Source organism: Streptomyces sp. NPDC002853, from assembly GCF_053591915.1.
The window spans coordinates 363,619-379,875 of sequence record NZ_JBSFUS010000010.1 but is presented as its reverse complement, the minus strand read 5'-3'; the positions used below and the strand labels follow the sequence as shown (position 1 = coordinate 379,875).

The following is a 16,257-nucleotide window of genomic DNA, read 5'->3' as shown; positions in this document are numbered from 1 at the left end:
ACCGGCTCCCGAGATCCACAACCTCCCGAATGTGACCGGCGCTACGCTGCGGCGCATGGATCCCGCGGCCATAGGCTCCGTCACCCGACTCGCGTCGAGCGTCGTCACTCCCCTGGTCAAGCGCCTCTTCGTACGTGAGGGGCCCGGGGCGGCCCTGGTGGACAAACCCGTCCGCCTCTCGGGGCTCGTGTCCTTCCGGGGCGAGAAGCGGAAGCTGACCGACAAGGATCTGGCGAAGCTTGCGTCGGAGCTGGTGCGCCAGGCCGTACGGACCTCCGGCGAGAGCGCCGTCCCAGCCGACGAGGAGCAGGCGGTGGTCGACGCGCTGGCCCGCACCCTGCACGCCCTGGGCGACCTCACCCTCACGGACGTCCAGGCGGTCGAGCTCGGCCACAACGCCCTCGCCCTGCGCCTGCGCCGGACGAGCGGCAACCCCGACCGTGACCTGTCCGCCGACGCGGCGTACTTCTACGACCGCCTGCTCGACACGACGTGCCTGCACATCCTGCACTTCTTCACGCAACGCTCGGCCTTCGTGGCCCGGACCCTGGTGGAACAGAGCCGCCGCCAGTCGGAACTGATCACCAAGATCGACGAACTGATCGCCCGCAATCCCCTTCCCGGGGCGGAGGACGTGGCCTTCGAGCAGCGGTATCTGGCATACGTCGCGAAGAAGCAGGGGAAGCTGACGATCTTCGGGATCGATCTGGCGAATTCACCGGGCCGATGGCCGCTGGACGCGGCGTACATGCGGCTGGAGGCTGCTCCGTCCGGGGCCTGGAAGGAGATCGCGCAGTCGGTGTGGTCGGCGCACGATCGCCTTCGCGGGCAATACGGCACCTCACACGGCCGCTCCCCCGTACTCGACACGGAGAGGGAGGCGGAGGCCGCCCACGGAGCAGCACAGCGGGAGCACCTCGCACCAGGTGCTTTACGTCCGCTCACCCGGGCCACGACCTACAGAGACGCGGAAACCGCGCACATCCAGGCGGCTGACGCCCCGACCCCCCTTCGCGCCGATCAAGTGCTCAACACCCTCGACCGCGTCCTCCTGCGGGGCGAGGCCGGCTCCGGCAAGACCACGCTCGTCCAGTGGCTGGCGGTGAGCGCCGCGCGTTCCGCCCCGGGCGACGACCACATGACGTACCTCTACGACCGCATCCCTTATGTCCTGCCCCTGCGCACCCTCACCCGGCACGGCGAGCGCCTTCCGGCTCCCGCGGACTTCCTTGCGGCGGTCGGTTCCCCCCTCGCCGGCACGCAGCCCAAGGGCTGGGAGTCCCGCGTACTGACGGCGGGCCGTGGCCTGGTCCTGATCGACGGGATCGACGAGATCCCGGACGCCGAGCGCTCCCGCACCCGCGCCTGGCTCGGCGACCTGATCGACGCCTATCCCGGCAACCGTTGGCTGGTCACATCACGCCCCTCGGCCGTACGTGAGGACTGGCTCGCCGAGGAGGACTTCGCCGAGCTCACGCTCTCCCCGATGAGCCGTGCGGACGCCGCGACGTTCATCAAGCGCTGGCACGTGGCCGCGCGTACGGGTGTGGCGGACGAGGACGCCACGCTCCTTTCGTACGAGAGTCAGCTCCTCGACGCGGTCCACACGAAGCCCGACCTGGGCCTGTTGGCGACCAACCCCCTCATGTGCGGCCTGATCTGCGCGCTGCACCGCGACCGCAGGGGCTTCCTCCCTCTCGGCCGCAAGGACCTCTACACGGCGGCCCTGTCCATGCTCCTGCTCCGCCGGGACCGCGAGCGGCACATGGACGTGCCCGACCTGCGGGAGGAGCCGCAGCTCCAGCTCCTCCAGCGCCTCGCCTACTGGCTGATTCGCAACGGCCGTACGACCATGGACCGTTCGCGGGCGGAGGCGATCATCGCGGACCTGCTCCCCGCGATCCCGGAGGTGGCAGCACTAGGCGACGCCAAGGCGGTCTTCGAGCACTTTCTCCACCGCAGCGGGCTTCTCCGCGAACCGGGACCAGGCACAGTCGATTTCATCCACCGCACGTTCCAGGACTTCCTGGGCGCGCGGGCGGCAGTCGACGAGGGCGACTTCGGTGTGCTGGCACGTCACGCGGCGGACGACCAGTGGGAGGACGTCATCCGCATGGCGGTGGCGCACGCGCGTCCTCGCGAACGAGCCGAACTCTTCCGGGAGTTGCTTGCGTTCGGCGACGGTCACGCCCAGGAGCGGGCGCGGGTGCGAGTCCATCTGCTGGCGGCAGCCTGCCTGGAGCACGCGGCGGAACTCGCACCGGATGTGCGTGAGCAAGTGGAGCTACGGGTGGCGGAGGTGATTCCGCCCCGCACCCCGGAGGATGCCCGCGAGCTGGCGATGGTCGGGCCCATGGTCCTGGACCTGCTGCCTGGTCCGGACAGGCTGGACGAGGAGGAGGCCAGTAACGTCGCGATCACCGCGACAAGCATTCCGTCGGATGCCGCGATCCCCTTCCTCGCGCGGTTCGCCCGCCATCCCGCACTCGGGGTACGCAGCCAGCTCATCTGGGGGTGGAGCCGCTACGACTGCCGCAGGTACGCAGAAGCCGTCATCTCTCAACTGGACGACGGCCAGACTCACTTCACGCTGAGAAGTGACGATCAGGTATGTGAGCTGGAACGCCTGCAGATCCGCCCGAAGCTGCTGGACATCCGCGAGACCGTGACCCCCGAAGCCGCCTCCCGCCTGATCGCGGCGTGCACCCCCTCGTTCCTCGCCATGAAGGTGCCGCCCGGTCGGCTCTCGCCAGCCGCGCTGCACGGGCTGCGTGACCTGAACCAGCTCCGCCTCGCGGGCATCACCGAGCGTTGGAGCCTCGACCTGTTCCCCGCTGATGCTCCGCTGCACATGCTGGGCGTGTTCGACTCCACGGAGGCCGCAGAGGCTCTTCACGGCCTGGACAAGTGGCAGGAGCTGGAGTGGGTCCTGTTCGGTGAAACGGACGGGCCCAGGTCATCCGCCGTCTGGGAAGCTCTCACACGCCTCCCGCACCTCATCCGGCTGGATCTGACGTCCGGCGGACTCCCCCACGCACCGGAAGGGCTGACGTTTCCCGGCGTGACGGAGCTGTCCCTGATGCACGAGGGGCTGCACGAATCCATCGACTGGGCGTCAGCGGCAGCGCACGTCACGCGGCTCTTCCCTGACATCACGCACCTGTCCGTGTACGGGTTCAGCGGACGGGAGAGGGTCAGCGTCGCCCCCTTGGCCCGGCTCACCGCCCTGCGGCACCTGACGATCTCCACGCTCGTGGCGACCGACATCGACGCCCTTCCCCCGCACGTCGAGATACGAGAGCCCCGCGCCCTTCACCGATTGAGCTGAGACCACACCCCTTCCCACCCCCGGTGGGCAGGCGGAGGCGCCAACTGCGGCTGCGTGGCCGCCACCCACGAACCGACCGCGACCATCCATCTCCGGGAGAGCGACACCCCGGAGACCACCCTCACCACGACACCCGGGGCCCTCGCAGCCCTGATGCGTACTCTCAGGAGCTGTCGGGGCCCGGCGTGACGATGGTTCCGCTCAGAGCCAGGTGGCTTACGACGCGCCGCCCTGGCCCGCGCTGCCGATCGGGCCGACGGTGACCGAGGAGCCGGTGCCGTCGCTGACGGGGAGCGTGGCGGCGCCCGGCCACTCCAGGGAGTACGACTTCGTCTCACCGGGAGGGGTCACCACGAGGCCCGTGACGCGGACCCCGGAGCCGCCCGTGTCGTTCATCGGGTAGCTGACGTTGAAGGACACCGACTCCCCGCCCGTGAGAACCATCTGCTCGGCAGGCTTCCCCTCGCGCGTGGCGGACAGATTCCCCGCATTGGTCTTCAGGTCGACGCCCGCGAACCCGGAGAGCAGGCAGCCCCGGTCGCCGGGGTTCTTGAACGTCACCGCGACCGAACCCTTGTCGTCACCGTCGATGGTGCTGTCCGTCGCCGAGATGTCGAGATCATCCGTACGGCACTTCTCGGCCCGCTCGACGTTGCCAGCATCGCTCCCGGCGGCCGTGCCCTGCCCGCCCGAGTTCTTCCCGGCCGAGTCCTTGCCGCCGCCCTGCTCCGAACCGCCCTGCTCCGAACCGCCCGAGCCGGAACCGCCCTGCTCCGACCCGCCGCCCGTGGAGGACGAGCTGGAGGCGGCCGACGGGTCACCCTGCCCCGTCACGTCGTCGCCGTTGCAGGCCGTGAGCGAGAGGCTCGCGGCGACGGTCAGGGCCGCGGCGGCGATGCGGAGGGTGCGGCGACGAGCGGTGGCGGTGGTGTTGGAACGCATGGCGGGATCCCCTGTAGGTAGTTGGTGTCGTCCCCTCCTCGGGAACAGGACCGACTCTGGTCGAGCCCACTAATGCCGAACTCCTACTCGACTAACATCCGCCTAACGAACCGTGCTGAGCAGGGAAAAGGGCCCGGAAAGTCGGTGGGACGCCCCGGGCACGGCGCGACGGAATACCTCGCCCCCGCCCCCAGGTTGGCCCCACATGACGACTGACGCACCCTTCGATCCCCACGCCCTGCTCGCCGGCAGCAGCCTCGGCGTGCTGGCGACCATCAAGGCCGACGGGCGGCCCCAGCTCTCGCCCGTGATGCCGTCGTACGACCAGGCCGCGGGCGTCATCCGCGTGTCGACGACCGCGAGGACGGCGAAGTTCGCGAACCTGCGTCGCGACCCCCGCGCCGCGCTCGAGGTGACGAGCCCCGACGGCCGCGCCTGGGCCACGGCCGAGGGCGACGCCACCCTCATCGGGCCCGGGACCGACCCGCAGGGCCCTGAGGTGCAGGCCCTCGTGGACTACTACCGGGCCGCCGCCGGTGAGCACCCGGACTGGGACGAGTACCGCAGGGTCATGGTCGACGACCGCCGGGTGCTGATCACGATGACGGTCGACAAGGTGTACGGCACGGAGCTCAGCTGAGACCTCGCCACACCGGCGTACGAGGTGCAGGAAAATCCCATCGGCAGTGGCAACCCGGCCGCTCCTGGTGGGATTTCCTTGCAACCCATCCCCCTCACGCTCCCCAAGCCCCCTCCCGCGCGGCCGAGTTGACCTACCCTTGACCCTCCACGGCACGAGAAATCCCACCCGCAGGGACCCCCTATGTCCATGGAGCCCGTTGTCCGCATCCCCTCGACGCTCGCGGCACCCCTCGTACAACGGCTCATCCGCACGCCCCCACCGCGGCCGCCCGCCGCGCCCGACCTGATCGCGGCCCTCACCACCTGGCGCGGCGCCGACGCCCCCGCGACACCGGACGACGTACGCCGCATCGCCGCGGACCTCGCCCACCTCGCGGCCGAGGCGCACTCCGCCCCGGTGGCCGAACTCGCCCCGGTGATCGACGTGTTGACGCGGACCCTCCTCGCGGCCGGCGAGCTCGACCTCACGGACGTGGACGCCGTGCGCCTCGGCCCGCAGGACTACGCGCGGCGCCTGAGGGGCGCCGTGCAGGGCGCGGACCGTGCGCTGTCCCCCGACGCCGCGTCGTTCCACGACAAGCTGCTCGTGGCCGTGTGCCTGCATCTCCTGTACCACTTCGTCCGCCGCTCCCCGCACATCCAGCGGGACCTGGCCGAGCGGGCGAGCCGCATCCGCCAGCTCATCGACCTGAACGACGCGGAGGCCGCCGCCCGCCAGCCCGAACGCTCGCAGGAGGACCGGGACTTCGAGGCCGCGTACGCCGAAGAGGTCGTACGACAGCACGGCTGGCTCACCATCGTCGGCGTGGACCTCGCCAACGCGCCGGACCGCTGGCCCCTGGAGGACACCTACCTCAGCCTGGAGGCCGAGGAGAGCAGCGGCAGCGGCGTACCGGGCGAGCCGCGCACCGTGCTGCTCGCCGACCGGGCCCTTGAGGGGCACGAGCGGGTGCTGCTTCGCGGTGTCGCGGGCTCGGGCAAGACGACCCTTGTCCAGTGGCTCGCCGTGGCCGCGGCGCGCGAGGGCGCCCGCGTGCCCTTCGTCCTGCCCGTACGCCGCTTCGCCCGCGAGGGCTTCCCCGCCCCGGACGACTTCCTGCACGCCGTCAGCCACCCGCTTGCCGACCAGGCTCCGGAGGGCTGGGTCGTGCGCACCCTCCTCGCGGGCCGCGCCATGCTCCTGGTCGACGGGATCGACGAGGCCCCGGAGGCGACCCGCGGCGAGCTGCGCAACCAGCTGCGGCGCCTCCTTCGCATCTTCTCCGGCAACGGCTGCCTGGTGACGTCCCGCCCCTCCGCCGTCGAGGACGGCTGGCTCGCCCAGGAACGCCTCGCCGAAGAGGGCTTCAAGGAACTCTTCCTCGCGCCGATGTCACGCGACCAGGTCACCCACTTCATCCACGACTGGCACGCGGCGGCGATGAGCGACGACCAGTGCAAGGAGCAGTCGGAACGCGACAAGCTGCGGGAGTACGAGCAGCGCCTCCTGCACTCCGTGCGCATCTACCGCGAGCTGCGCCAGCTCGCCACCAACCCCCTGATGTGCGGCCTGATATGCGCCCTCAACCGCGACCGCTCCGGCTCCCTGCCCAAAGGCCGCAAGGAGCTGTACGACGCGGCCCTGGAGATGCTCCTCCAGCGCCGCGACCCCGAGCGTGACGTGTTGTACGCCGATGACGTGCGCCTGCAGCAGGGCCCGCGCGAGCTGCTCCTGCGCAAGCTGGCCCACGCGATGGTGGAGGAGGGCGTATCCGAGCTGCCGCGCGAGCGCGTGGTCGCGATCCTGGACAGCGCGCTGCCCGCCATCCCCTCCGCGCGTGCCGAGGGCGACGGCGAGAAGATCTTCCGTCATCTGCTGCACCGCACGGGGCTCCTGCGTGAACAGGCGGGCCTGTCGGTGGACTTCATCCACCGCACCTTCCAGGACTATCTCGCCGCCAAGGAGATAGTGGCCCGCGGAAAGTTCCGCACCCTCGTCGAGCACGCGCACCGCGCCGAGTGGGAGGAGGTCATCCGCATGGCCGCCGCCCACGCACGCCCCGAGGAGTGCGCCGACTTCCTGGAGCGGCTCCTCGCCGCCGCCCCGAACCTGCGCCGCCCGCACGTGAACCACCGGCGCCTGATGGCCGCGGCCTGCCTCGAGCACGTCACCGAGCTGGACCCGGAGGTGCAGCGGCTCGTTCACGAGCGTACGAAGAACCTCGTGCGCCCCACGACGGAGCTCGCCGCCCGCAGCCTCGGCTGGGTCGGACCCATCGTCCTGGAGCAACTGCCGGACCCCGAGCAGGTGCCGAGCGACCAGCAGGCGCTCCTCCTGGCGATCACGGCCACCCGCGTCCAGGACGACGCCGCCATCGACTACCTCGCCCGTATGCGCCACCGCTCGGCGCTCTCCATCCGGGCCGAGCTGGTCCGCCCGTGGCGCCACTTCGACACGGAGCGGTACGCACGCGAGATCATCGCCCACCTCGATCCGCTCGGCCTGTACTTCCCGGTGTCCGACACGGCCGAGCTGGCGGCGCTGCGGCAGCTGGGCGGGCGCCCGTGGATCCAGGTCGTCGGCGTGATGCGCACCGAGGAGCTCCTGGACGGCCTGGAGCACGAACAGCTCACCCACCTGTGGATCACGGCAGAGCTGGCCGACACGGACATGTCCTGGCTCTCCCGCTTCCCGAACCTGAGCGTCCTACGGGTCAACCCCCGCCTGCGCCGCGTACGGAACGTTCCGGAGGGCATCACGATCACGTCATAACCGCCGGAGGCGCCCCATAGGGGCGCGGGGAACTGCGCGACCAGCCACAAGGCACCCGCAGCCAAAGGTCAAACCAAAAGAGGCTGCCCCGGACCGTAGAAACGATCCGGGGCAGCCCCTTTGATCCTGCTAGCCGGGCCGGAGGCTTACGCCTCCTTGCTCAGGTTCGGCCCCGCGCCACCAGCCGCCTGCTCGATCGGCGGGACATCCGGAAGCGCCGCCTTCTCCTCGCCGCGGAAGGTGAACTTGGCTTCCTCGCCCTCACCCTCCGTGCCGACGACCACGATGTGGCCGGGGCGGAGCTCGCCGAAGAGGATCTTCTCCGACAGGATGTCCTCGACCTCGCGCTGGATCGTCCGGCGCAGCGGCCGGGCGCCCATGACCGGGTCGTAACCCTTCTTCGCGAGCAGCTTCTTCGCGTCACCGCTGAGCTCGATGCCCATGTCGCGGTCCTTGAGACGCTCGTCCACCTTGGCGATCATGAGGTCGACGATCTGGATGATGTCTTCCTCGGTGAGCTGGTGGAAGACCACCGTGTCGTCGACACGGTTCAGGAACTCCGGGCGGAAGTGCTGCTTCAGCTCGTCGTTGACCTTGGTCTTCATGCGCTCGTAGTTCGTCTTGACGTCACCCGACGCGGCGAATCCGAGGTTGAAGCCCTTGGAGATGTCACGCGTGCCGAGGTTGGTCGTCATGATGATGACCGTGTTCTTGAAGTCCACGACCCGGCCCTGGGAGTCGGTCAGACGACCGTCCTCAAGGATCTGCAACAGCGAGTTGAAGATATCCGGGTGCGCCTTCTCGACCTCGTCGAAGAGCACGACCGAGAACGGCTTGCGACGGACCTTCTCCGTCAGCTGACCGCCCTCTTCGTAACCGACATATCCGGGCGGCGAACCGAAGAGACGCGAGACCGTGTGCTTCTCGCTGAACTCCGACATGTCGAGGGAGATCAGGGCGTCCTCGTCACCGAAGAGGAATTCGGCGAGCGTCTTGGAAAGCTCCGTCTTACCGACACCGGACGGGCCGGCGAAGATGAACGAGCCACCGGGACGCTTCGGGTCCTTCAGACCGGCGCGCGTACGGCGAATCGCCTGCGAAAGCGCCTTGATGGCGTCCTTCTGGCCGATGACCCGCTTGTGGAGCTCGTCCTCCATGCGCAGCAGACGCGAGGACTCCTCCTCGGTCAGCTTGAAGACCGGAATGCCGGTGGCCGTGGCCAGGACCTCGGCGATGAGCTCGCCGTCGACCTCGGCGACGACGTCCATGTCGCCGGCCTTCCATTCCTTCTCGCGCTTGGCCTTCGCCGCGAGCAGCTGCTTCTCCTTGTCGCGGAGAGAGGCCGCCTTCTCGAAGTCCTGGGAGTCGATGGCCGACTCCTTGTCGCGACGCACGCCCGCGATCTTCTCGTCGAACTCGCGGAGGTCCGGCGGCGCGGTCATCCGGCGGATGCGCATCCGGGAACCGGCCTCGTCGATCAGGTCGATCGCCTTGTCGGGCAGGAAGCGGTCCGAGATGTACCGGTCGGCCAGGGTGGCGGCCTGGACCAGCGCCTCGTCCGTGATGGAGACCCGGTGGTGGGCCTCGTAACGGTCGCGCAGACCCTTGAGGATCTCGATGGTGTGCGGCAGGGACGGCTCCGCGACCTGGATGGGCTGGAAGCGGCGCTCGAGGGCCGCGTCCTTCTCCAGGTGCTTGCGGTACTCGTCGAGCGTCGTGGCACCGATGGTCTGCAGCTCGCCTCGCGCCAGCATCGGCTTGAGGATGCTCGCGGCGTCGATCGCGCCCTCGGCGGCGCCGGCACCCACCAGGGTGTGGAGCTCGTCGATGAACAGGATGATGTCCCCGCGGGTGCGGATCTCCTTGAGGACCTTCTTCAGGCGCTCCTCGAAGTCACCGCGGTAGCGGGAGCCGGCGACGAGTGCGCCGAGGTCAAGCGTGTAGAGGTGCTTGTCCTTCAGCGTCTCGGGGACCTCGCCCTTGACGATGGCCTGCGCCAGGCCCTCGACGACGGCGGTCTTGCCGACGCCGGGCTCGCCGATGAGCACGGGGTTGTTCTTCGTACGGCGGGACAGCACCTGCATGACCCGCTCGATCTCCTTCTCGCGCCCGATGACCGGGTCGAGCTTGGACTCACGAGCGGCCTGGGTGAGGTTCCGGCCGAACTGGTCGAGCACCAGGGACGTGGAAGGCGTGCCCTCCGCAGGACCGCCTGCGGTGGCGGTCTCCTTGCCCTGGTATCCGGAGAGCAGCTGGATGACCTGCTGCCGCACCCGGTTGAGATCGGCGCCGAGCTTCACGAGGACCTGGGCGGCGACGCCCTCGCCCTCGCGGATCAGGCCGAGCAGGATGTGCTCCGTGCCGATGTAGTTGTGGCCCAGCTGAAGGGCCTCGCGGAGCGAAAGCTCCAGGACCTTCTTGGCACGGGGGGTGAAGGGGATGTGGCCGGACGGGGCCTGCTGGCCCTGACCGATGATCTCCTCCACCTGCTGGCGGACCGCCTCGAGCGAAATCCCGAGGCTCTCCAGGGCCTTAGCGGCGACACCCTCGCCCTCGTGGATCAAGCCCAGGAGGATGTGCTCGGTGCCGATGTAGTTGTGGTTGAGCATCCGGGCTTCTTCCTGAGCCAGGACGACAACCCGCCGCGCGCGGTCGGTGAACCTCTCGAACATCGTTAATCGCTCCTCAGAGCGGTCAGGCAGTAAGGGGGCTGTCCCCTCCCTGTCCTTCCGCAGCTTAGTCCCGCAAGCGGGGACCGCTCATTCCAACTGCCGACACCCGGCCGAGAACAAGAGGTGCCTCCTGACCCCGAACGCCGACAACTGCTCCAACCCGATGGTGCGAGACGATGTTCCCGCAGGCCAAGCACTTACCCTCACCACAGCTACGCCGATGGCGAACGTGAGACGGCCTCGCGCGTGTGTCGCCCCTCCCCACTAGGGATGTCTTACCCGCAAGGACTGACACTCCATGCGGCGCGCGCCGGTTCCCTCCGCTACGGGCGAACAGCCTTGCGCCGCCGAACACGCCCTCACGCCCTTTTTCCGGACACTGAGAGCAATCACCAAGCCACTCTGCGTAACCCAAGACGCTTCCGGCCGGTTGCTCCATGCATGGCCTTCACCGTTCCCCAGCCCCGTGTACCGGTCGAGCAGAGCGACGCGGTGCGGCAGTGGTACGCGAACGAACTCGGCTGGGCGACCGATGAGCGCCGCCCGGGGCTGCCGGTGCAGCTCCTGACGGGGCTCCGCTTCGATGTACTGCAGCTGCCCGCCGAGGCCGGCTTCGCCGCGCTGAGGCATCTCGGGCCGAAGGCACCGGTGGCCCTGCGAGGAGAATCGATGCGGCTCTTCGTGGCCGCGGGGAGCGCCGACGAGCTGCCGGGGCTCCTGGACTGGCTGGAGTGGGGCGGCATCCCCCTGGACCTCACGGCCGTCGGGGCGGGCGGACGGATCGACGCGCCCACGCCTCCGGGGTGGTCCGGCACGCAGGGGGCCGCCGTGTGGCTGCGACCCCCAGAGCCCGGGTGCGAGGTGGAGCCGACGCTGCCGGCATTGCCGTCCCTGTCCTGCGTGGGGGGTGGCGCCATGCCCCACAGCGACCCCGCCGTGGGCTCCGGTCTCGTACGACTTGTGGACACGGCGGCGACGCAGTGCCACCGGGTCCGGTTGCGAAGGACCCGTCGTCAGCCGTTGGCCTTCTCGTAGGCCTCGCGGATGGACGCGGGGACGCGGCCGCGGTCGTTGACCTCGAAACCGTTGTCCTTGGCCCAGGCACGGATCGCCGCGGTGTCCTGACCGCCGCTCGCGGCAGAGGCACGCGTCTTGGAACGCCCGGCCGAACCACGGCCACCGGTACGACGACCGCCCTTGAGGTAAGGCTCAAGAAGACCGCGGAGCTTGTCCGCGTTCGACGTGGTGAGGTCGATCTCGTACGACTTGCCGTCCAGCGCAAACGTCACGGTCTCGTCTGCCTCGCCACCGTCGAGGTCATCGACAAGAAGGACCTGAACCTTCTGTGCCACCGGATTTCCTTTCATCGATAACTTAGGGCCGGATCGCACGGCGCGAGCCGCAGAATCGCCGCCCCCTGTTATATGCAGTACTGCAGTACGTCGGAAAGCAAACCGCTTTTGCTGGGAAAACACAAACCCCCGGGAGAGACCGGGGACCCCGAGAACCCAGGAAACATGCGCGTTTCGGACATAGGGAACCGGGGCAGCAGGCAGCCCGGAATACCGGCGACGATCACAGATGCAGAAGCATCCGGCTGTTGCCCAAGGTGTTCGGTTTCACTCGTTCGAGGCCCAGGAACTCCGCGACACCCTCGTCTTTGGAACGCAGCAGCTCGCTGTAGACATCTCCGTCGACAGGTGTCTCACCGATCTCCACGAAGCCGTGCTTCGCGAAGAAGTCGACTTCGAAGGTGAGACAGAAAACCCTGCGGACACCGAGCCAGCGAGCGGTCTGCAGCAACTTCCCCAACACCTGATGTCCCACTCCGACGCCCTTGACGTCGGGGTTCACGGCGAGAGTGCGTACTTCCGCGAGGTCTTCCCACATCACGTGCAGGGCACCGCAGCCGACGACCTCGGCGTTGTCGTCGCGTTCCGCCACCCAGAACTCCTGGATGGACTCGTAAAGGGCGACCGTCGCTTTGTCGAGCAGGATCCCCTGACGGGCGTAGGAGTCCAGGAGGTTGCGTACGACCGGCACATCGGCTGTGCGCGCCCGGCGTACGGAGACTGCTTTAGCGCTGAGTTCAGGGGGTTCTGCTGGCATGACCGGACGCTATCGCTCTGCTTCGGGCTCCGCCTCGCCGGGGTTCTGCGGGGCTTGAGTGGCGGGGCCTTGAGAGATCGGGGCTTCGGAGATCGGGGCTTCGGAGATCGGGGGCTGAGAGATCGGGCCCACGATCCGCATCGCGTCACCGAGTGCTTCGCGCTGTTCCGCCGACATCATCCCGAAGAACGCGACGAGAGCGGCCGCGGGGTTGTCGCTCTGCGACCAAGCTTCGTTCATCAGTGCGGCGGCGTAGGCGGCCCGAGTGGAGACCGCCTCATATCGATAGGCACGGCCTTCCGCTTCACGGCGCACCCAGCCCTTCTGATGAAGATTGTCCAAAACGGTCATGACGGTGGTGTACGCGATGGACCGTTCCTGCTGAAGGTCTTCCAGGACTTCTCGAACGGTCACGGGGCGGTTCCACTTCCACACCCGTGTCATGACTGAGTCTTCGAGTTCTCCCAAGGGGCGAGGCACACGAGAACAATAGTGGGAGATGTCACTAATGACGTGACGGACGTGGCGGAGGTGCCATTTCCCCAACAAAAAGGGCGTACGACTCGGAATGGGAGCGAGTCGTACGCCAAGGGTGTGCGGGTGGTGACCTCAGGTCACCGAGGATCAGACCGTCAGGCCTTGGGGGTCTGCCGGACGCCTTCGGCGCCGGCGATCACGGCGTCGACGGCCGCGTCCTCCTTGGCCTTGTTGGCGCCGCCCTGGGTCTTCACGATCGTCACGATGAGACCGCCGAAGAACACGGCCATCACTACGGGGGGCAGGAGCGCGGAGACGTATTCCATGCCCCCAGAGTAGCTAGCCCGCGGCGAGCTGGTGCGGCGGGTCCGTCGGGCGGCGCTTGGGAGGGAAGACCTCGGCCGGGGTCGGCACGGGGCGTGGCGGCTCCGGGGCGGCCGGTTTCGCCGGAGGGGAGCTCGGCGTCTTGGGCTTGGGCGCCGCCCGGTCACCGGCCTCGCTCCGGCCGCCGGGGAGGGCGAGCAGGCGCGTGCGCGAGGCGGGGACGAGGGGGCGTGGCGCCGGGACGGCCGCGCGGGACCGGCCCGCGAGACGGGCGCGTACGGCCTGTTCGGCGACGGTCCGGCAGCGGTCGAGGAGGGCGGCGGCCACCGGGTTGCCGCGCAGGGCGCGCAGCGCGGCGAGATCGTCGGCGCCCGGCTGGTAGCCGGTGCCGAGGACGTCCTCCAGGAGTGCGAGGTAGCCGGTTGCGGTGCCGGGCAGGGCCGCCCGGTAGCGGGCGAGGTCGGCCAGCAGGAAGGCGCGGAGCCTGGCGCCCTCGCTCACCGCCTGGTCGACGGCGCCGGCTAGGCGTAGGCAGTCCTGGACGTCCTCGGCGGAGACGGGGCTGGGATGCAGGGCGAGGGCCAGAGCGCGGCGGAGCACACGCAGTTCCTCCGCACCGAAGGCCATGCCGCCGCGAGATCCGTATGGCGTGGGCATGGACTGACGATACGTGCAAAGTGGACAAAATCCGCTTAACGCCAATATGTGGCGTGGCTCGGTCGGCTTACGCAGCTACTCCGAGCGGCGGCGGATCATCGCGAAGACGACCGCGCCGACTCCGAGGGCGCCGGCCGCGGCGGCGGCTATCCAGGAGAGGACGTTCGCGCCGGTGTCGGCCATCTTGCCGTCGGGGACTTCGCGGGCGTCCGGTGACGTGGTGGAGGTGGGGGTCACACCGGAAGGCGCCGTGCTGGAGGTCGTGGACGGTGAGGCCGGCGCCGCCGGGACGCTCACCGCGTACGCGGGACGTCCCTCGTCGAACCCGGTGGCCGTGTTCGCCGTCGCGGACGGACCGGCGAGGCCGGCCAGCACCCCGGCGGCCACTGCCGCGGCCAGTCTTCCCCTACGCCCCATTTGCTCCACGCCCGCTCGAACTTCCCAAGTCCCGTCCCTGCGCAGACTCTTGTATGGGTCGCAGGGTTGTGTGCGCAAGCCCCGCTTATGAGCCGCCGGTTATGAGCCGACGGCTTCGCTGGGCTCAACTGCGCGACATCAACTCCGGGACACGTTCCGCTCGTAGACCAGGCGGAGGCCGATGAGGGTCAGCCATGGCTCGTGCTCGTCGATGACCGTGGCCTCGCCGAGCACCATGGGCGCCAGGCCGCCGGTCGCGATGACCGTCACGTCGTCCGGGTCGCCGCCCGGGCCCGCCAGTTCCCGGGCCATGCGCTGCACGACGCCGTCGACCTGGCCCGCGAAGCCGTACAGGATGCCGGACTGCATGGCCTCCACGGTGTTCTTGCCGATGACGCTGCGCGGCCGGGCCAGCTCGATCTTGCGGAGCTGGGCGCCCCGCACGCCGAGGGCCTCCACGGAGATCTCGATGCCGGGGGCGATGACGCCTCCGGTGTACTCCCCGCGCGCGGAGACCGCGTCGAACGTCGTCGCCGTACCGAAGTCGACGACGATGGCGGGGCCGCCGTAGAGCTCGACCGCCGCGACCGCGTTGATGATGCGGTCGGCGCCGACCTCCTTGGGGTTGTCCATCAGGATCGGCACGCCGGTCTTGATGCCGGGCTCCACCAGGACGGCGGGCACGTCTCCGTAGTACCGCCTGGTGACCTCGCGCAGTTCGTGCAGGACGGAGGGGACCGTCGAGCAGATCGCGATGCCGTCGATGCCGTCGCCCAGCTCGTCGCCGAGCAGCGGGTGCATGCCCATCAACCCGTTGAGGAGCACGGCGAGTTCGTCGGCGGTGCGGCGGGCCTCGGTGGAGATGCGCCAGTGCTCGACGATCTCCTCGCCGTCGAAGAGGCCGAGGACGGTGTGGGTGTTTCCGACGTCGATGGTCAGCAGCATGTCGTCGTCACTCCGCCGCGCGCAGGTCGAGGCCGATGTCCAGGATCGGCGAGGAGTGGGTGAGGGCGCCCACCGCGAGGAAGTCGACGCCCGTCTCCGCGTACGCGCGCGCGTTCTCCAGGGTGAGGCGGCCGGAGGACTCCAGGATCGCGCGGCCGTCGACGATGGCCACGGCCTCCTCGGTCTCGCCCGGCGTGAAGTTGTCCAGGAGGATCAGGTCGGCGCCCGCGTCCACGACCTCGCGCAACTGGTGCAGGGTGTCGACCTCGACCTCGACGGCCAGGTCGGGGAAGGCCTCGCGGACGGCCTTGAAGGCCTGCTCCACGCCTCCGGCGGCCACCACGTGGTTGTCCTTCACCAGGGCCGCGTCGGAGAGCGACATGCGGTGGTTCACGCCGCCGCCCATCCGCACCGCGTACTTCTCCAGGGCGCGCAGTCCCGCGGTCGTCTTGCGGGTGTCGCGGACCTCGGCCTTGGTGCCCTCCAGTGCGTCGGCCCACGCGCGCGTGGCCGTCGCCACGCCGGAGAGGCGGCACAGGAGGTTGAGCGCGCTGCGCTCGGCGGTGAGCAGGTCGCGGGTGCGGGTGGTGACGCTGAGCAGCTTGTCGCCCGCTGCCACCCGGTCGCCGTCCTCGACGTGCCGCTCCACCTCGAAGGTGTCCGTGCAGACGATGGAGATGACGGCTTCGGCGATGCGCAGGCCCGCCGCGGTGCCGGCCTCGCGCGCGGTGAAGTCACCGGTGGCGACGGCCTCTTCGGAGATCGTGGCGACGGAGGTGACGTCCACGCCGCCCGCCAGGTCCTCCTCGATCGCCATGTGCGCGATGTCCTCGACCTGCACGGGGTCGAGCCCCGCCTCGGTCAGGAGCTGCGCGAGAGCGGGGTCGAGGCCGCACTCCATGGGGTCGTACGCGTCGTCCGAGCCGCAGCCGCAGGCATCGCCGCAGCCACCGCCTGTGGGGGCGAGGGGGAGGTCGTCGGGGGTGCTCACG

Annotated in this window: 14 protein-coding genes and 1 pseudogene; 5 read left to right on the top strand and 10 right to left on the bottom strand. The window is 69.4% G+C overall.

The window, feature by feature from the left end; translation table 11 throughout:
- The first annotated feature begins 55 nt into the window (after window positions 1-55).
- Both ACWD02_RS28680 and ACWD02_RS28675 read left to right on the top strand, forming a co-directional pair.
- A complete protein-coding gene (locus ACWD02_RS28680; RefSeq protein ID WP_451215281.1) occupies window positions 56-3,328 on the top strand; it encodes an NACHT domain-containing protein in 3,273 nt (1,090 codons plus the stop codon).
- Between the two features lie 45 nt (window positions 3,329-3,373).
- A pseudogene (locus tag ACWD02_RS28675) lies at window positions 3,374-3,517 on the top strand (hypothetical protein); the annotation flags it as partial.
- A 27-nt stretch (window positions 3,518-3,544) separates the two neighbouring features.
- Here ACWD02_RS28675 and ACWD02_RS28670 read toward each other — a convergent pair.
- The gene (locus tag ACWD02_RS28670; protein WP_451215279.1) at window positions 3,545-4,270 is read right to left on the bottom strand and encodes a DUF4232 domain-containing protein; all 726 of its coding nucleotides are present in this window, start codon (window positions 4,268-4,270) and stop codon (window positions 3,545-3,547) included.
- Between the two features lie 205 nt (window positions 4,271-4,475).
- Between ACWD02_RS28670 and ACWD02_RS28665 the strand changes: the two genes are divergently transcribed.
- Together ACWD02_RS28665 and ACWD02_RS28660 are read left to right on the top strand one after the other, a co-directional pair.
- Complete coding sequence (locus ACWD02_RS28665) at window positions 4,476-4,910, top strand: PPOX class F420-dependent oxidoreductase (protein WP_451215278.1); 435 nt, start codon at window positions 4,476-4,478, stop codon at window positions 4,908-4,910.
- A 189-nt stretch (window positions 4,911-5,099) separates the two neighbouring features.
- Window positions 5,100-7,664, top strand: coding sequence for an NACHT domain-containing protein (locus tag ACWD02_RS28660; protein WP_451215277.1), 2,565 nt, complete (start codon window positions 5,100-5,102; stop codon window positions 7,662-7,664).
- A 146-nt stretch (window positions 7,665-7,810) separates the two neighbouring features.
- Here ACWD02_RS28660 and ACWD02_RS28655 read toward each other — a convergent pair whose 3' ends face one another.
- Window positions 7,811-10,336 carry an ATP-dependent Clp protease ATP-binding subunit gene (locus ACWD02_RS28655; RefSeq protein ID WP_344524723.1) on the bottom strand — a complete coding sequence of 842 codons (2,526 nt, stop codon included), beginning with the start codon at window positions 10,334-10,336 and terminating at the stop codon, window positions 7,811-7,813.
- 441 nt (window positions 10,337-10,777) lie between these two features.
- Between ACWD02_RS28655 and ACWD02_RS28650 the strand changes: the two genes are divergently transcribed.
- Window positions 10,778-11,371, top strand: coding sequence for an SCO3374 family protein (locus ACWD02_RS28650; RefSeq protein ID WP_451215276.1), 594 nt, complete (start codon window positions 10,778-10,780; stop codon window positions 11,369-11,371).
- Here ACWD02_RS28650 and ACWD02_RS28645 read toward each other — a convergent pair.
- The 8 genes from ACWD02_RS28645 to nadC form a co-directional block, all read right to left on the bottom strand.
- On the bottom strand, window positions 11,350-11,688 hold the full coding sequence (locus tag ACWD02_RS28645) for a histone-like nucleoid-structuring protein Lsr2 (RefSeq protein ID WP_451215275.1): 339 nt from the start codon (window positions 11,686-11,688) through the stop codon (window positions 11,350-11,352). The genes ACWD02_RS28650 and ACWD02_RS28645 overlap by 22 nt on opposite strands.
- 223 nt (window positions 11,689-11,911) lie before the next feature.
- Window positions 11,912-12,445: an amino-acid N-acetyltransferase gene (locus ACWD02_RS28640; RefSeq protein ID WP_451215274.1), complete on the bottom strand. Its 534-nt coding sequence runs from the start codon at window positions 12,443-12,445 to the stop codon at window positions 11,912-11,914.
- A gap of 9 nt (window positions 12,446-12,454) precedes the next feature.
- On the bottom strand, window positions 12,455-12,925 hold the full coding sequence (locus ACWD02_RS28635) for a BlaI/MecI/CopY family transcriptional regulator (protein ID WP_451215273.1): 471 nt from the start codon (window positions 12,923-12,925) through the stop codon (window positions 12,455-12,457).
- Between the two features lie 152 nt (window positions 12,926-13,077).
- Window positions 13,078-13,248 carry a hypothetical protein gene (locus ACWD02_RS28630; RefSeq protein WP_451215272.1) on the bottom strand — a complete coding sequence of 57 codons (171 nt, stop codon included), beginning with the start codon at window positions 13,246-13,248 and terminating at the stop codon, window positions 13,078-13,080.
- A gap of 13 nt (window positions 13,249-13,261) precedes the next feature.
- Window positions 13,262-13,903, bottom strand: a complete 642-nt coding sequence (locus tag ACWD02_RS28625; protein ID WP_451215271.1) for a hypothetical protein — start codon at window positions 13,901-13,903, stop codon at window positions 13,262-13,264.
- 75 nt (window positions 13,904-13,978) lie between these two features.
- Window positions 13,979-14,320 carry a hypothetical protein gene (locus ACWD02_RS28620; protein ID WP_451215270.1) on the bottom strand — a complete coding sequence of 114 codons (342 nt, stop codon included), beginning with the start codon at window positions 14,318-14,320 and terminating at the stop codon, window positions 13,979-13,981.
- A gap of 138 nt (window positions 14,321-14,458) precedes the next feature.
- Window positions 14,459-15,265, bottom strand: a complete 807-nt coding sequence (locus ACWD02_RS28615; protein ID WP_363210616.1) for a type III pantothenate kinase — start codon at window positions 15,263-15,265, stop codon at window positions 14,459-14,461.
- Window positions 15,266-15,272: 7 nt separating this feature from the next.
- Window positions 15,273-16,256 (bottom strand): carboxylating nicotinate-nucleotide diphosphorylase, encoded by a 984-nt coding sequence (gene nadC, locus ACWD02_RS28610; RefSeq protein ID WP_451215269.1) that lies wholly within the window; start codon window positions 16,254-16,256, stop codon window positions 15,273-15,275.
- Window position 16,257 lies beyond the last annotated feature (1 nt).

Bases quoted from the DNA above. Each gene is read 5' to 3' on its own strand.
- ACWD02_RS28625 (WP_451215271.1), bottom strand. From the start codon at position 13,903: ATGCCCACGCCATACGGATCTCGCGGCGGCATGGCCTTCGGTGCGGAG.
- ACWD02_RS28665 (WP_451215278.1), top strand. From the start codon at position 4,476: ATGACGACTGACGCACCCTTCGATCCCCACGCCCTGCTCGCCGGCAGC.
- ACWD02_RS28630 (WP_451215272.1), bottom strand. From the start codon at position 13,248: ATGGAATACGTCTCCGCGCTCCTGCCCCCCGTAGTGATGGCCGTGTTC.
- ACWD02_RS28640 (WP_451215274.1), bottom strand. From the start codon at position 12,445: ATGCCAGCAGAACCCCCTGAACTCAGCGCTAAAGCAGTCTCCGTACGC.
- ACWD02_RS28620 (WP_451215270.1), bottom strand. From the start codon at position 14,320: ATGGGGCGTAGGGGAAGACTGGCCGCGGCAGTGGCCGCCGGGGTGCTG.
- ACWD02_RS28660 (WP_451215277.1), top strand. From the start codon at position 5,100: ATGGAGCCCGTTGTCCGCATCCCCTCGACGCTCGCGGCACCCCTCGTA.
- ACWD02_RS28655 (WP_344524723.1), bottom strand. From the start codon at position 10,336: ATGTTCGAGAGGTTCACCGACCGCGCGCGGCGGGTTGTCGTCCTGGCT.
- ACWD02_RS28650 (WP_451215276.1), top strand. From the start codon at position 10,778: ATGGCCTTCACCGTTCCCCAGCCCCGTGTACCGGTCGAGCAGAGCGAC.
- ACWD02_RS28670 (WP_451215279.1), bottom strand. From the start codon at position 4,270: ATGCGTTCCAACACCACCGCCACCGCTCGTCGCCGCACCCTCCGCATC.
- ACWD02_RS28680 (WP_451215281.1), top strand. From the start codon at position 56: ATGGATCCCGCGGCCATAGGCTCCGTCACCCGACTCGCGTCGAGCGTC.
- ACWD02_RS28615 (WP_363210616.1), bottom strand. From the start codon at position 15,265: ATGCTGCTGACCATCGACGTCGGAAACACCCACACCGTCCTCGGCCTC.